This is a genomic window from Streptococcus lactarius (genome assembly GCF_016642265.1).
Taxonomy (GTDB): Bacteria; Bacillota; Bacilli; order Lactobacillales; family Streptococcaceae; genus Streptococcus; species Streptococcus lactarius.
In genome coordinates this window covers 114,558-130,096 of sequence record NZ_MRXX01000001.1, presented here as the reverse complement: position 1 = coordinate 130,096, position 15,539 = coordinate 114,558, and the positions used below count along the sequence as shown (strand labels likewise).

19 protein-coding genes are annotated in these 15,539 nt (G+C 42.3%); all 19 read left to right on the top strand.

Annotated features, from left to right (window positions below):
* Positions 1-7: 7 nt before the first annotated feature.
* The 19 genes from BTU61_RS00710 (at position 8) to BTU61_RS00620 (ending at position 15,539) form a co-directional block, all read left to right on the top strand.
* Complete coding sequence (locus tag BTU61_RS00710) at positions 8-2,362, top strand: virulence-associated E family protein (RefSeq protein ID WP_200771905.1); 2,355 nt, start codon at positions 8-10, stop codon at positions 2,360-2,362.
* Positions 2,363-2,604: 242 nt separating this feature from the next.
* Positions 2,605-2,916, top strand: a complete 312-nt coding sequence (locus BTU61_RS00705; protein ID WP_200771904.1) for a VRR-NUC domain-containing protein — start codon at positions 2,605-2,607, stop codon at positions 2,914-2,916.
* Positions 2,867-4,219, top strand: a complete 1,353-nt coding sequence (locus tag BTU61_RS00700; RefSeq protein ID WP_200771903.1) for a DEAD/DEAH box helicase — start codon at positions 2,867-2,869, stop codon at positions 4,217-4,219. Before BTU61_RS00705 ends, BTU61_RS00700 begins: the two co-directional genes overlap by 50 nt.
* Positions 4,212-4,700: a hypothetical protein gene (locus BTU61_RS00695; protein WP_200771902.1), complete on the top strand. Its 489-nt coding sequence runs from the start codon at positions 4,212-4,214 to the stop codon at positions 4,698-4,700. The genes BTU61_RS00700 and BTU61_RS00695 overlap by 8 nt, the downstream gene beginning before the upstream one ends.
* Before the next feature lie 11 nt (positions 4,701-4,711).
* Positions 4,712-5,062, top strand: a complete 351-nt coding sequence (locus tag BTU61_RS00690) for a type II toxin-antitoxin system PemK/MazF family toxin (RefSeq protein ID WP_200771901.1) — start codon at positions 4,712-4,714, stop codon at positions 5,060-5,062.
* Positions 5,063-5,241: 179 nt separating this feature from the next.
* Positions 5,242-5,469 (top strand): DUF7678 domain-containing protein, encoded by a 228-nt coding sequence (locus tag BTU61_RS00685; protein ID WP_200771900.1) that lies wholly within the window; start codon positions 5,242-5,244, stop codon positions 5,467-5,469.
* 158 nt (positions 5,470-5,627) lie between these two features.
* A complete protein-coding gene (locus BTU61_RS00680; RefSeq protein WP_200771899.1) occupies positions 5,628-5,849 on the top strand; it encodes a hypothetical protein in 222 nt (73 codons plus the stop codon).
* Positions 5,850-6,380: 531 nt separating this feature from the next.
* On the top strand, positions 6,381-6,947 hold the full coding sequence (locus BTU61_RS00675) for a type III toxin-antitoxin system ToxN/AbiQ family toxin (protein ID WP_200771898.1): 567 nt from the start codon (positions 6,381-6,383) through the stop codon (positions 6,945-6,947).
* 201 nt (positions 6,948-7,148) lie between these two features.
* Positions 7,149-7,514 (top strand): HNH endonuclease signature motif containing protein, encoded by a 366-nt coding sequence (locus tag BTU61_RS00670; RefSeq protein WP_200771897.1) that lies wholly within the window; start codon positions 7,149-7,151, stop codon positions 7,512-7,514.
* A gap of 208 nt (positions 7,515-7,722) precedes the next feature.
* Positions 7,723-8,145, top strand: coding sequence for a helix-turn-helix domain-containing protein (locus BTU61_RS00665; protein ID WP_037596717.1), 423 nt, complete (start codon positions 7,723-7,725; stop codon positions 8,143-8,145).
* Positions 8,146-8,154: 9 nt separating this feature from the next.
* The gene (locus BTU61_RS00660) at positions 8,155-9,423 is read left to right on the top strand and encodes a site-specific DNA-methyltransferase (protein ID WP_200771896.1); all 1,269 of its coding nucleotides are present in this window, start codon (positions 8,155-8,157) and stop codon (positions 9,421-9,423) included.
* On the top strand, positions 9,398-9,622 hold the full coding sequence (locus BTU61_RS00655) for an XRE family transcriptional regulator (RefSeq protein ID WP_200771895.1): 225 nt from the start codon (positions 9,398-9,400) through the stop codon (positions 9,620-9,622). Before BTU61_RS00660 ends, BTU61_RS00655 begins: the two co-directional genes overlap by 26 nt.
* 89 nt (positions 9,623-9,711) lie before the next feature.
* Positions 9,712-9,918, top strand: a complete 207-nt coding sequence (locus BTU61_RS00650; protein ID WP_234700060.1) for a hypothetical protein — start codon at positions 9,712-9,714, stop codon at positions 9,916-9,918.
* 72 nt (positions 9,919-9,990) lie between these two features.
* Positions 9,991-10,206, top strand: a complete 216-nt coding sequence (locus tag BTU61_RS00645) for a DUF4314 domain-containing protein (RefSeq protein WP_000992184.1) — start codon at positions 9,991-9,993, stop codon at positions 10,204-10,206.
* 49 nt (positions 10,207-10,255) lie between these two features.
* A complete protein-coding gene (locus BTU61_RS00640; RefSeq protein ID WP_200771893.1) occupies positions 10,256-10,729 on the top strand; it encodes a phage terminase small subunit P27 family in 474 nt (157 codons plus the stop codon).
* Complete coding sequence (locus BTU61_RS00635) at positions 10,726-12,318, top strand: terminase large subunit (protein ID WP_200771892.1); 1,593 nt, start codon at positions 10,726-10,728, stop codon at positions 12,316-12,318. The genes BTU61_RS00640 and BTU61_RS00635 overlap by 4 nt, the downstream gene beginning before the upstream one ends.
* 87 nt (positions 12,319-12,405) lie before the next feature.
* Positions 12,406-13,668, top strand: a complete 1,263-nt coding sequence (locus tag BTU61_RS00630; protein WP_200771891.1) for a phage portal protein — start codon at positions 12,406-12,408, stop codon at positions 13,666-13,668.
* Entirely contained in the window at positions 13,661-14,344 is a 684-nt protein-coding gene (locus BTU61_RS00625; RefSeq protein WP_200771890.1) for a head maturation protease, ClpP-related, read from the top strand. Before BTU61_RS00630 ends, BTU61_RS00625 begins: the two co-directional genes overlap by 8 nt.
* A 13-nt stretch (positions 14,345-14,357) precedes the next feature.
* Positions 14,358-15,539: a phage major capsid protein gene (locus BTU61_RS00620; protein ID WP_200771889.1), complete on the top strand. Its 1,182-nt coding sequence runs from the start codon at positions 14,358-14,360 to the stop codon at positions 15,537-15,539.

The following is a 15,539-nucleotide window of genomic DNA, read 5'->3' as shown; positions in this document are numbered from 1 at the left end:
GGAAAGAATGGAACTTACCATTTCATTAGGAAACAAACGAACCGATAAGATTTGGACGCAAACCAGTTATAGCTTGGAGCAGTTTGAAGCCCGCATTTCAACCACTATCCGAACGGCTGAGACCGTTGCAGAGTATAAGAAACTAGCGAAATCAAAACAAGATAATATTAAAGATGTCGGCGGCTTTGTTTTAGGAAAACTTGACAAAGGAAGACGAAAGAAAGATGCCGTACTGTCTCGTTCTGCCCTGACTCTGGATATGGACTTTGCGACACCTGGCATTATGGATGAAGTCGAACTCTTCTTTTCTTTCTTTGCCTATTTCTATTCAACACATAAACATACCAAAGAGCATCCAAGGCTACGTTTGATTATCCCCTTATCTCGGGAAGTAACGGCTGAGGAATACCAGGCTGTTGCCAGAAAAGTGGCTGAAGATATCGGTATGGAGCTATTTGATGATACGACCTATGAACCAAGTCGCATCATGTATTGGCCTTCAACCTCGCAAGATGGGGAGTTTATCTTTAAGAAATTAGAGGGTGACTTCCTCAGTCCGGACACGGTTTTAGCACGCTATCAGAATTGGAAAGATACGACTGAGTGGCCTGTATCCAGCCGGCAGAACAAGCTACTGGAGCGGGCCATTGCCAAACAAGCAGACCCTCTTGGAAAATCTGGCTTGATTGGGGCTTTTAACCGAACCTACACTATTACAGAAGCAATTGAAAAATTTCTAGGAGATGTTTACAAACCTTCCAGCATTCCAGGTCGTTTTGATTATATTCATGCCACAACCAGTGCTGGGGTTGTTCTTTATGATGACAAATTTTCTTATAGCCACCATGCGACCGACCCTTATGGTCACAGGCTTTTATCGGCTTTTGACCTGGTTCGCCTCCATCTCTTTGGTGATCAGGATGATGAGGAAAAGAAAGACTCAGCTAAGCAACCGTCTTATAAGGCTATGCAGGATTATGTCCTAAAAGATGATGCGACCAGGGAGACACTGGCAAAAGAGCGCTTAGCAGATGCGACTTTGGAATTCGCTGATACGGAGAATTGGCAGGCGAGCTTAGAGCTGGATAAGACTGGCCGCGTTAAGGATACCTTATCCAACATTGCGACCATTCTCCATTTTGACCCCAACCTTCAAAATATTGTCTACAACGAATTCAAGAATGTCATTGATGTGATTGGTGAGCTCCCTTGGAGACGGTCACGCCCAGGCTGGAATGATTCGGACTTAGCTAATGCCAAACTCTACTTTGAGCGTGTCTATGGTATTTGGTCACCAACCAAGTTCAAGGATGCTCTTTTAGCTGTGGTGACATCTTACCGGCTCTACCATCCTATTAAGGAATACCTAGAACCTTTGGTTTGGGATGGGGTTGAGCGGATTGATTCGCTTCTTATCGTTTACCTTGGGGCAAAGGACACTGCTTATACACGAGCTGTTATGAGAAAAACTATGGTGGCTGCGATAGCAAGAATTTATGAACCCGGCATTAAATTTGATTCTATCTTGGTATTAAATGGACCGCAAGGAATAGGGAAATCAACCTTTTTTCTTAAGTTAGGTAAAGAATGGTTCTCGGATTCTCTGGCGATTTCAGACATGCGGGATAAGACTGCAGCAGAAAAGCTGCAAGGCTATTGGATTCTTGAGATTTCCGAGATGACTGGAATCCGAAAAACAGATGTGGAGACTGTCAAATCCTTTATATCTCGCCAGGATGATAAGTTCCGTCAAGCCTATGGGGTGAATGTCGAAAGTCACCCACGCACTTGTATTATTGTGGGTTCAACCAATTCAGAAGGTGGCTTCTTGCGAGACGTGACTGGGAACCGTCGCTTTTGGCCGATTCGAGTGTCCGATGCCAGTCAGTTAAAGCCTTGGGAGCTAGTCGATGTAGACCAATTGTGGGCAGAAGCCAAGGTCTATTATGAAGCAGGAGAGGAATTGTTTCTAAAAGGAAAAGCAGAAAATGAAGCGAATAAAGAGCGACAGGAAGCTATGGAATCGGATGACCGAGAAGGCATTGTGGCTGAGTATCTGGATACTTTATTGCCAGATAACTGGTCCAAGATGGACTTATATGAGCGGCGGACTTTCTTGGCTGGGAGTGACTTTGGCAGTCAGACTTTGAAGGGAACGGAGCAACGTGAGCGAGTCTGCATTATGGAAATTTGGTGTGAGTGCTTCGGTAAGGAACGACAGAATATCAAAAAGGCTGATTCCTATGAAATTGAAGGGATTCTAAATAAAATCGGTGGCTGGAATAAGTACACAGGAAACACGACTGGTAAGATGAAGTTTTCCCTGTATGGTACTCAACGTGCTTTTGTCCGGGTGCCGTAAGGCAACTTGGGAAGCTTTAGTTGGTTTCCGTAGGTTTTCGATTTTACCTTTCAGCAACCGAATGGGAAACCTCTCAAAGCCGTTGCCAATAGTGGTTTCTCTAGTACGAGTTTCCTTAGTTTCCTATTTTCTCTAAGAGAGTAGTGTTACTACTAGTAAAATAGGGGTGATGGGCACCCGTACACGCGTAAGGAGTTTGAACCCTTTTGGCAACCCTTATCGGAAACCCTGGGAGAAGAAAGATGCGAGAAAGAGAAATTGAAGAAAAATTGAGAGTAGAAAGTAAAAAGCGGGGTGGCCTTGCCATGAAGTTTATCTCGCCTGGCTTGGTAGGGGTACCTGATCGAATCGTAGCTTTACCTCAAGGAAAGATTGGTTTTGTGGAGTTAAAAGCCCCAGGAGAAAAGCCAAGAAAAATTCAGGTCAGGCGCATGGAGCAGTTAAGAAAGCTAGGTTTTCTAGTTTATGTGTTGGATGATAAAGAAAAGATTGGAGAAATACTGGATGACATACAAGGCACATCCTTATCAAGAGGTGGCGACTCGATTCATTGAGGAGCATGAGACAGCTTGTTTGATTCTTGATATGGGATTGGGAAAGACCGTGATTACCTTAACGGCATTGTGGAATTTGATATTGGATTCATTTGAGGTCAGAAAAGTCTTGGTCATTGCCCCGCTTCGAGTGGCCAGTCATACTTGGAAGAATGAGCTGGATAAGTGGGAACATTTAAAGGGGCTAGATATTTCCATTGCCATTGGCAGTGAATCAGAACGGAGAGCAGCTTTATCACGTGCAGCCTTTATCTATACCATTAACCGAGAAAATGTTGTCTGGTTGATTCAGAATCAACTCTTTGATTTTGATATGGTGGTGATTGATGAACTCTCTAGCTTTAAGTCTTATCAGGCTAAACGCTTCAAGGCTCTTAGGAAAGTTCGATTTAGAATCAAGCGCATGGTTGGGCTGACGGGAACTCCTGGAAACATCATGGACCTATTTTCTGAGATTGGCATTTTAGATGGCGGACAGCGCCTGGGACGCTTCATCACAGCTTTTCGCAATCAGTATTTTGACCCCGACAAACGAAACGGTCAGGTTATCTTTTCTTATAAGCCAAAGGATGGCGTAGAAGAAGACATCTATGACAAGATAGCGGATATGACGATTTCTATGAAGGCAGTGGATTATCTCAATATGCCAGAACGAGTGGACAATGAAGTTCTAGTTGAGATGTCGGAGCCAGAATTTGCAGTTTATAAGGAGTTTAAAACAGAGATGATGGTTTCTCTCAAGGGGCAGGTACTTGATGCCGTAAACAGTGCCAGCCTTTCGAATAAATTACTGCAGATGGCTAATGGCATGGTTTATGATGAGAATCGAAAGGCGGTACTCTTGCATGATCAGAAGTTAGTGGCTCTTGAAGAAATGGTGGAGAGTATGAATGGCCAGCCTTTGTTAGTCGCTTATTGGTTCCAGCATGATTTGAAACGCATCAAGGAACGCTTTCCAGAAGCTAGAGTGATTCAAAGCAATCAGGATATTGAGGAATGGAACAAGGGAAAGATTTCCCTTGGTTTGATTCACCCAGCAAGCAGCGGTCATGGGCTTAATCTTCAAGCCGGCGGCCATACCATTTGTTGGTTTGGCTTAACTTGGTCCTTGGAATTGTACCAACAGCTCAATGCTAGGCTCTGGCGTCAGGGGCAGAAAGAAACGGTGGTTGTTCACCACATCATTACAAAGAGCACAATGGACGAACAAGTCATGAAACGATTGAAAGAAAAGGACATCTCTCAGCAATCCCTGATTGATGCCGTCAAATATGAATTGAGAGAGGAGGAAGCGGATGGATAAAATAGAGAGCCTTTTCTATGAATATAAGAACATGGAAAAGGAACTGAAGCTCTTACGCAGCCAGTTAAATCACTTTGTCGGCATCTCAGAAAATGAGATGCTGGACACCATGGTCTATGGTCGGTCCGATGAACCAAAGGTGCAAACCAGTAAGAATCCCTATCGCAGTGAGGTCATTGCTTTGTCCTACAAGGAAGAAACAGAAAAAGCCAATCGGGAGCTTTATCAATATTTATCAAAGCGCTACTGCCGTTTAGTTCAGGAATTGCATTTCTTTGAAGTGGCTGTCAGTAAGCTTCCGGATGATTTGGCAGAATTTGTGACGGATTTAGTTATTGAGTCAGAAAGCTGGGACAACCTTATGGTCAAGTACCATATCAGCCGGAGTACTATTAGCAGGTGGAAGCAGAAGGCTGTTAAGGAACTCCGTTTGATTTATGCTATCAGAAACCAGCAATTAGAAGATTTTTTACTTAGTTAGAGGAGAACCATATGTGTAAACGAGGCGATATTTATTATGTAGATTTTGGAAATCAGAAAAACAGTCATATTCAGCAGGGAATTCGACCAGCTATCGTCGTCAGCAATAATAAAGCTAATGACCATTCTCATTTGGTTACGGTTGTTCCCCTAACCAAGCAGGTTCAAAAGAAAAAGCACCTGCCTACTCATGTGTATCTACCTAAGAAAGTTTTCAAAGGGCTCAAATGGTCCAGCTTGGTTTTAGCAGAACAGGTTCTTACGGTGGATAAGTTTCAGTTAAAAAATAAGGTCCTGACCATTCGAGAAGAAGCCTGGCTGGTGCGGATTGACCGGGCTTTACGGGTCCAGATAGGAGTTTAAAAAATTTTGAATAATCTTCGCTAATGACTTGATAAATAAAGAGTCGTACGGTAACATACACACAAAAAAAAGAAAAGGGGTAAAAGCCATGAAAAAAATAGTGGGCTTAATTAAGAAATACGGATTTTACCACGTTGGAAGTTGACGACTACGCTTGGTTGGACTAAGGAGGCAGAAACATGTGGCAAGAAGAAATATTTACAAGCCGCAATCGAAAGGTGGTTTACCTAGCAAAGGTAAGCACTGAACCTTTCGAGGATGGAATAGACAACGGACGAATCTTTAAATTGGGAGTGGACGTAGACGGTGAGGAAGTCATTAGTTACGACAGGGGTTGGGAAATGTACCCCGAAGATGAAAGCTTAGAAGAAATTTTGGACCAGATTCTAGATCGTTTTCCAGCTTAAATATAGAGGGCAGAAATATTTGAAGTTTCTGCCCTAAAAATGTCTGAGATACAAGAAATGGTCATTTCAGGCATTTTTTTGTACATTTGAGAGGATAGCAATCCCTGATCAGTTGTTTTGAGTTATACTAGAAATATCAACAGAAAGAGGTACTACACTTGAAAATCTTAGAAGTTGAAATACTATCTACCTTATTTGTTTCAGGAGTTTATATCTACCATATCAAGGTTCAATTCTTAACACTTTATAATCAACAAACCTACAACATGCAGGGTATGCCAGTGAGAAAGGAAGCCATCTCAGATATGGCAGCATACATAATGGAGAATTATTACAGGCGCATGGTTCGTTGTTCTTTGGATTGTTTTTCATTTGCGTAATAGGTCTACTTAACGTATAATATGATGTAGATGAGATATTCTCATGTCATCACTTTGATGAGACAAGTGACGGTTCTGACTTGTTGGTAAACAAAAAATTAACCGAGTGATGAAATGAGAATTTTTAATTTGAGTGGTCGGCTCATGGTCAATCTGATATTAATCTTGGACATAAGGGCCAAGCGGGTGGCAGACACCAGAATAAACCGACTAAAATAAATGGCTTACAACTTGCTGTAGGCCGTTTTTGTTTAGAATGTGGAAAAAATTTTTGCTAATCACTTGCATACCCCCCTTTCTTATTGTATAATGACTATAGAAAGAGGCGATTCACTGCCTATATCCCAAATGTGAGCGTTAAATGAGGCGATTCACTGCCTATATCCCAAATGTGAGCGTTAAATGAGGCGATTCACTGCCTACATCCCAAATGTGAGCGTTAAATGAGGCGATTCACTGCCTACATCCCAAAGTGAAACTAAGCTAGGAGTTTCCTAGCTTTTTATATATAAATTACACGGAGAAACTCTAGTGAACTTCTTAAACGATTCTATTGCTTTTTATGAAATTGACAATGATTACATTGAATATCTATATCAAGTTGATTCCAATGTATATTACCATCCTTCTTATAGAGCAACGATAAAGCCATACGTAGGTATACTGGTTGATATTGGAAATATCAAGTATTTCATTCCATTAACGTCTGCGAAGGAAAAGCATAAAGAGCAACGAATGCAAAGTCGTGATTATTTAATGATTTACGATTTAGTTGATAAGAACTCCAACGAGAAAAATGCAATTTATCGTGATCATCCAAACTTATTAGATAAAAAATATCACATTCTTGCTGTCTTAGATATTAGAAAAATGATTCCAGTTGTAGAGGGAGCGTATAAGAAAATAGAATTCAAAACTCTTGAATTGAACTACCAATTCCTATTTTACAAGGAGCATGAGTTTTGTAAATCTAAACAAGACAAAATCATCTTGGATGCGTCTAAAATCTACAGTAAAACGATAGCAAAAGGGAGCGCTCTGAGTAAATTTCATTGTGATTATGTTGCACTAGAGAAAGCTTTGCAAAATTATAAATAAGTTAGAAAGACGTTTTGAATCACGTCTTTTTTATTTGTCAAGTAAAAACTGCAAAAATCGAAAAGACGGAACTACCTCGGTACTAGGGTGGAACTAGTGCGGAACTACCCTGGAACTAATACGGTACTAAGTCGGTACTGCTTTGCACGAAATATTGTGATATGATTAAGATGTGAAAGAATATAGAGAGGGGTGAAGGCCATGCCAAGACGACCCGCTCTGCCTTGCAAGCATCCAAACTGTCCAAGGCTAGTGCCTTACGGTTTCAAGTATTGCGAGGAACACAGCGACCTTCATTCACTGGAAATAAAGTCCACGAAGGCAAAAGGGTACGATTCACGATGGAACAAAGCTAGGCTTCGCTTCTTGAAGCTTTATCCATTTTGCGTACGGTGCTTGAAGCGGAATCGCTACAGGCAGGCAACGGTGGTGGACCATATCGTTCCTCACCGAGGAAATCAAAAATTGTTCTGGGATGAGGGAAACTGGCAACCTCTTTGTAAATCCTGTCATGACCATAAAACCGTGACCGAAGACCATACTCCAATTTATGACTATGATTTCTGACGAGGGGTAGGGGGAATAAAATCTCTGTGAGTTGCCTCTCAAAAGACCGTGGCCCCCTTAAACGCGCAGTTTCGCAAAATGCAAAAGGGGTATATTTTTTGAAGAAATAAGTAACTGAGAAACAAGCTGTAACAAGAAATTATGGCTTGTTTTTCTTTCGTTTTATGGTTTAAAAGGTTAGAGATTTCAGTAAAGAAAGGAGGCAAAAATGGACGATTTTCAAAGAAAACAAATTAGAAAACTACGTTCTGAAGGTTTGGGATACCAATCAATTGGAAAGATAGTCGGTTTGTCTAGGGATTCTGTTCGCAATTACTGCAAACGAAACCCAGAACTTTTGGGCTATCGAAATGCCGTCACAAAGATGATAAAAGACCAAGCCAGTGGCCTTCCTTGTTGCCTTCACTGTAAAGAAACCTTTATCCCCAAAGGAACTGGGCGACCTAAGAAGTTTTGTTCGGATGCCTGTCGGAGATACTGGTGGCAGGACCATCCAGAGTTACACCAGAAACAAAATACAGCTTACTATGAATTGACTTGCCAACATTGCGGTAAGTCTTTTTTATCATACGGCAATGCGAACCGGAAGTTTTGCAGCCATGCCTGCTATATTCAATCTCGTTTTTACTAAGGAGGTAGTATGAAAGTTACACAAGATATGAAGTGGGTCACTTTACCCATTGGGACATTAAAACCTGCAGCTTATAACCCACGAAAGAAGTTGAAAAAAGGTGATAAGGAATACGAAAAAATCAAGAAGTCCATTGTGGAGTTTGGCTATGTTGAACCGATTATTGTTAACTACGATGGTACTGTGATTGGCGGTCATCAACGACTGACCGTCTTATCTGACTTAGGCTATAAAGAAGTTCAATGTGTTCAGGTTCGGATTGAGGATGAGAATAAGGTAAAGGCCCTGAATGTTGCTTTAAATAAAATCACAGGCGCGTGGAATGAAGAACTTCTCGCAGACCTGATGGTGGACTTGCAAGATGCGGATTTCAATTTAGACCTAACCGGTTTTGAAGCCCCGGAAATCGATCAGCTATTTTCTAAAGTTCACAACAAGGAAGTGAAAGAAGATGACTTTGATGTAGATGGGGAGCTGACAAAGCCGACTATCTCGAAACAAGGAGATATCTGGCATCTTGGGAAACACCGAGTGATTTGTGGTGATTCTACAAAGCCAGAAACTTATCAGCTTCTCCTGGGAGATAAGAAGGCCAACCTTGTCGTAACTGACCCTCCTTACAATGTTAATGTGGAAGAAACAGCGGGTAAAATCAAAAATGATGATATGTCCGATGCAGATTTCTTTCAGTTCCTTTTTAACATGTTTGTCAACGTAGAACAGTCCATGGAGGATGATGCTTCCATCTATGTTTTCCATGCGGATACAGAAGGGCTGAACTTCAGAAAGGCCTTTAAGGACGCTGGCTTTTATCTGAGCGGTTGTTGCGTTTGGAAAAAGAATGCCCTGGTATTAGGTAGAAGCCCTTACCAGTGGCAACATGAACCTGTGCTCTATGGCTGGAAACAAAAAGGAAAACACCAATGGTTTTCTGATAGAAAGCAGACGACCATTTGGGAATATGACCGTCCAAAATCCAGCAAAGAGCATCCAACTATGAAACCTGTTCAGCTTATGGCTTATCCGATTCAGAATTCTTCCATGCGAGGGACACTTATCCTGGACCCATTTTTAGGCAGTGGCTCTACCTTAATTGCGGCTGATCAGACCGGTCGGGTTTGTTATGGTATTGAATTGGATGAGAAGTTTGTGGATGTTATTGTCAAACGTTATATGGAAGCGACGGAAAAGTCAGATGTGCAGCTAATCCGTGAGGGCAAGACCTTAGCTCTTGAAGAAGCAGTTAGTGAGTATGAGAAGGAAACAAGCGAAGCATAAGAAGGTGACGGAAACAGAAGCCCTCCAATATCTCAAGGGACCGTCTGAAAAAATGGTCGATTTACCACAAAATTCTCCTGAGGTAGAGGAATTGAGGAACGCTATAGAGCGTGCTCGTAAGACTAGACAATTTGGATGTTTGGAACTAGAGTATTTGGACCAAGCGATGAAAGAACTCGAATCAAAATTTCAAAATTAAGCATAATAATTATCTATTATAACTGGATAAATATGCAGATTAGAGGTATTATACCATTGACCAAATTAAATCCCCCAAAGGAGAAACATATGATGCTCTATTCAAGTGCAGAAGCCAACCTCATCTTGGAACAAGCCCACAATCGCTTAGACCTCTTATCCAAAGGATTTATAACCTTGACTCAAGAACGAGAGTTGGGCAGTGTAGAACAGGAAGAAGCTACCCAGGTTCATAACTTACTAACTTCCATTCAAGAAACCGATATGAGTAGAAAAATGGCTGATATGGAATTGTAGCTGATTGTCGAAGATACCAACCGTATCTGGGAAGAAGTGTCTTTCACTTAGAGGAAAGTGAGGGTAACAAACATGAATGCGAAGATTGTAGAATTATTAAAAAAGCGGTATCCTGCTGGAACAAGGGTGCGGCTCTTAAAAATGGAAGACCCGAATCCAGTGCCAATTGGTATGTTGGGAACGGTGGAAGATGTAGATGATATTGGTTCCTTGGTTGTTCAATGGGACAATGGCCGACAACTCCATGTGTTACATGGTATTGATGAAGTAGAGAAAATTGATTCATAAGAAATTAAGCTTTCGGGCTTTTTTCTTGTGGGCTGAAGGAGGTGAGGGCATGGCACAGAAGGGCAGAAAGCCCAAACCAATTAGTTTAAAAATCTTAGAAGGGAATCCTGGCAAGCGTCCATTTCCAATGAATGAAATTCAGCCCAAGAAAAAAGCTCCTAGATGCCCTTCCTGGCTTGAAGAAGATGCCAAGAAAGAATGGAAGCGTATGGGCAAAATCCTAGAAGGATTGGGACTTTTAACGGATATGGATATGACAGCTTTTGCGGGTTACTGCCAAGCTTATGCACGCTGGAAGGAAGCAGAAGAGTTTCTTTCAAAACATGGTTCTATTATTAAAACTCCCAATGGCTATCTCCAACAAGTGCCACAAGTTTCTATTTCTCAGACCAATCTTAAAATCATGCTCAAATTCTGTGAACAGTTTGGCTTAACTCCATCTGCCAGAACACGGCTGGCTTCAATGGATACAGAAGTGGGGTCAGGTGATGAAATGGAAGATTTACTAGGAGGGCGCTTATGACGTATCACTATATCCCTTCTCCCTTCATGCTTCCAACTTCTCATTACGATGAGAAGAAGGCAGACCGGGCAGTAACCTTCATTCAGAATCTCTGCCACACCAAAGGGCGCTGGGCGGGACAGAAATTCTTATTATTACCCTGGCAGGAACAAATTGTACGTGACCTTTTTGGTATCGTAAAGGAAGATGGGAATCGACAATTCCTGACGGCCTATGTAGAGATTCCCAAAAAGAATGGGAAGTCTGAACTGGCTGCTGCGATTGCTCTTTATCTCTTATACGCAGACGGGGAAGCCAGTGCCGAAGTGTATGGGGCAGCTTGTGACCGAAATCAAGCCTCTATTGTATTTGATGTGGCCAAACAAATGGTTCTGATGAGCAGAGCTTTAGAAAAACGCTCCAAAGTCATGGGGACGACTAAACGCATCATTAATTATTCCAATGCAGGCTTCTATCAAGTGTTATCGGCTGAAACTGGAACCAAGCATGGACTCAATGTATCAGGTTTAGTCTTTGATGAAATTCATGCCCAGCCCAATCGCCATTTATACGATGTCTTAACCAAAGGGAGTGGTGATGCCAGGGAGCAGCCGCTCTTTTTTATTATCACGACAGCAGGAAACGATAAGAACTCTATTTGTTATGAATTGCATACCAAGGCCTTAGATATACTAAAGGGGCGAAAAAAAGATAGTAGCTTTTACCCTGTTGTCTATGGCCTTTCAGAAGAAGATGATTGGAACGATGAAGAGAACTGGCTAAAGGCTAATCCTTCACTCGGCCATACAATTGGAATTGACCGGGTTCGGGAAGCTTATCTGAATGCCTTAGATAACCCAGCAGAAGAGAATATATTCAAGCAGCTGCGACTCAATATCTGGACCAATTCAGCAGTGACTTGGATTCCGGAACATATCTACGATAAAGGAAGACAGCCGATTGATGTGGAGAATCTAAAAGGCAGAGATTGTTATGCTGGTCTGGATTTATCTTCCACTTCAGATATTACGGCTCTTGTACTGATATTTCCACCTAGACATGAAGGTGAGAACTATCAGGTTCTACCTTTCTTTTGGTTACCTGAAGATACACTAGCTCTCAGGTCCAGAAGAGATCATGTGTTGTATGATGTCTGGGAAAAGCAAGGCTTTCTTCTTACCACAGAAGGGAATGTCGTTCATTACGGTTTTATTGAACGGTTCATTGAAAAACTCTCCACTATCTACCACATCAGAGAAATTGCTTATGACCGCTGGAATGCGACACAGATGGTTCAGAACCTGGAGGGCATGGGCTTAATAATGGTTCCATTTGGTCAGGGCTATAAGGACATGAGTCCACCTTCCAAAGAGTACTATAAACTCATGATGGAAGGTAAAATACAGCATGGAGGTCATCCGGTCCTAAAATGGATGGCCCAAAACGTAGTCATGAGACAGGACCCATCCGGAAATATTAAGCCTGATAAAGAAAAATCTGTCGAAAAGATTGACGGGATTGTCGCAACCATTATGGCTTTAGACAGGTGCATTCGACATCAAAAGAATGACGGTAGTATTTATGATGAGCGAGGAATCTTATCCTTTTAAATTAATTAGATTTTCCACAATTGAAAGAGTGATTGTAAAGCATCTCAAGCGAGGTGCTTTTTTTCATGCCTAGAAAAGGAGATGACTATGGGAATATTGGAACAATTAGGACTAAAACGACAGAGGGGAGAGCCCAAAAATAAGTATGAAGGGAATGACTTTTCGCTACTCTTTGGTCGAACCACGAGTGGGAAAACGGTCAATGAACGGACGGCATTACAAACGACAGCGGTCTATGCCTGCGTAAGGATTCTGTCAGAGACCATTGCATCTTTACCTCTCCATGTTTATCGATACACCGAAGGAGGAAAAGCAAAGGATACGGAACATGTCCTTTACACGCTTTTGCATGATGAGCCGAATCCTGACATGACATCTTTTGTCTTTCGGGAAACCTTGATGAGCCATCTCTTGATCTGGGGAAATGCCTATTCTCAGATTATTCGTGACCGTTCAGGTCAGGTGATTGGACTGTATCCTTTGCTGCCGGATCAGATGAGTGTTCACCGAAGTGAAAAGGGTAAGCTCTTTTATGTTTACAATCGCTATGAGGAAGATAATCCTAATTTTCAGGAAAAGGGAAGCATTGTTTTATCGCAAGAAGAAGTGCTTCATATTCCGGGATTAGGGTTTGATGGTCTGATTGGTTATTCTCCGATTGCTCTGGCGAAGAATGCGGTGGGTATGACGCTTGCTTGTGAAGAATATGGCGCTAGTTTCTTTGGCAACGGTGCTAACCCTGGGGGAGTTCTTGAACACCCGGGGATTTTAAAGGACCCAGGAAAGGTGCGAGATTCCTGGAATGCGGTCTATCAGGGCACTCGGAATGCCCATAAGGTTGCCGTCCTAGAAGAAGGGATGAGCTATAAACAGATTGGGATTCCGCCTGAAGAAGCGCAGTTCTTGGAAACCCGCAAGTTTCAAATCAATGAGATTGCGCGTCTCTTTCGGATTCCACCGCACATGGTAGGAGATTTAGAGAAGTCCAGTTTTTCTAATATCGAGCAACAGTCTCTTGAGTTTGTCAAATATACCTTGGATCCTTGGGTCGTTCGGTTTGAACAGGCCCTTAAGAAAAGTTTGTTGCTGCCGGAAGAGAAGAAGACCCATTTCATTAAATTTAATGTGGATGGCCTGCTTCGTGGAGACTATCAAAGTCGGATGAACGGCTATGCGATTGGTCGACAAAACGGTTGGCTCTCGACAAATGATATCCGGGAGTTAGAAGAACTCAACCCTATCCCACCAGAAGAAGGCGGCGACCTTTATTTGATTAATGGAAATATGACCAAGTTAAAAGATGCAGGAGGATTTATGAAAGATAACCATGAAGGAGAGAGTCATGAATAAATTTTGGAATTTCAGCGAGGATGAAACGGGGCGTGTGCTGCATCTAAATGGTACGATTGCTAGTGAATCCTGGGTGGATGATGATGTGACTCCGCAAATTTTTAAGAATGAACTCATGAGTGGCACCGGGCCATTAACCTTATGGATTAATTCACCGGGTGGAGATGTCTTTGCGGCAGCCCAAATCTACAACATGTTAATGGACTACAAAGATGACGTGACCGTCAATATTGATGGCATTGCAGCTTCGGCAGCCAGTGTCATTGCTATGGCAGGAACCACCGTCAATATGAGTCCGGTAGCTATGATGATGATTCACAATCCGATGACGGTCGCAATTGGGGACTCCAAAGAAATGGAGAAGGCCATTGCGATGTTATCGGAAGTAAAAGAGTCCATTCTCAATGCCTACGAAATCAAAACTAGCTTATCCCGGGTACAGTTGTCCCACTTGATGGATGCTGAGTCTTGGTTTAATGCTAAGAAGGCTCTTGAACTTGGGTTTGCGGATTCTATTTTGTATGAGCCTGCACCTCATGAAGATGGGACGGTTCAAAGTATGATGTTTAGTCGAGCAGCGGTGACCAACCAGCTGCTTTTAAAATTGGCTGATAAAAAACCTCAGCTCAAAACACCAGTTTCTCAGTTAGAGAAACGGTTGTCACTCTTGAAATAAGAAAGGAATAACCATGAGTAAAATTTTACAATTGCGAGAAAAACGAGCGCAGGTATGGGAGAAAGCAAAAAGCTTTCTGGATACCTGTCGGGATGATAGGGGGCTGGTTTCTGTAGAAGATACGGCCCGTTATGAAGAAATGGAAGATGAGGTTGTTCGCCTTGGTAAAGAGATTGAACGCTTGGAGCGGCAGGAAGCACTGGACAAGGAATTAGCCAGTCCGGTTAGTCAAGCCATTGTCGCCAATCCAACTGTAGGCGGAGGAAATCCAAAAGGCGGACGTTCCTCTAAAGCCTATAACACAGCTTTTTGGAACAATATCCGCAAGAAAAACTTCTATGATATCGAAAATATCCTCAGTATTGGAGACGACTCACGTGGCGGTTACTTGGTTCCAGATGAATATGAGAAACGCCTGATTCAGGCTCTTCAAGAAGAAAACTTCATGCGGAGTCTTGCAACGGTCATTCAGACTTCAAGCGGGGAGCGGAAGATTCCAGTTGTGTCAGGGAACGGTGAAGCCACTTGGATGGATGAGAACTCTAAGTTCAAGGAGTCAGAAGATACTTTTAGTCAAGTAACGCTTGGTTCCCATAAGGTTGGAACAGCCATTAAGATTTCTGATGAATTGCTCTATGATTCCGTCTTTGATTTGGAAAGCTATATGGCTAATGAATTTGCTCGTCGTATTGGTGTGAAGGAAGAAGAAGCTTTTCTGATTGGTGATGGAACAGGTAAGCCAACTGGAATTTTTCAAACAGTCACTGAAGGGGCGACTAGTGGTGGTGCGACGATTACCTTTGACGATGTCATGGATTTGTATCACTCGCTTAAATCACCTTATCGGAAAAATGCAGTATGGATTTTGAACGATTCGACTGTCAAAGCCTTACGGAAACTCAAGGACAATAATGGCAACTATATCTGGCAGCCATCTGTTCAAGCTGGTGTACCAGATATGATTCTGAATCGTCCTTATTTCACCTCTAGCTTTGTACCGACGATTGATACAGGTAAGAAAGTTTTGGCTTTCGGTGACTTTTCTTACTACTGGATTGCGGACCGTCAAGGACGTTCCTTTAAGCGTCTGAATGAGCTCTATGCAGAAAGTGGTCAAGTTGGCTTCCTTGCTAGTCAGCGTGTGGATGGTAAGTTAATTCTGAATGAAGCGGTTAAAGTTTTGACCATGAAATGA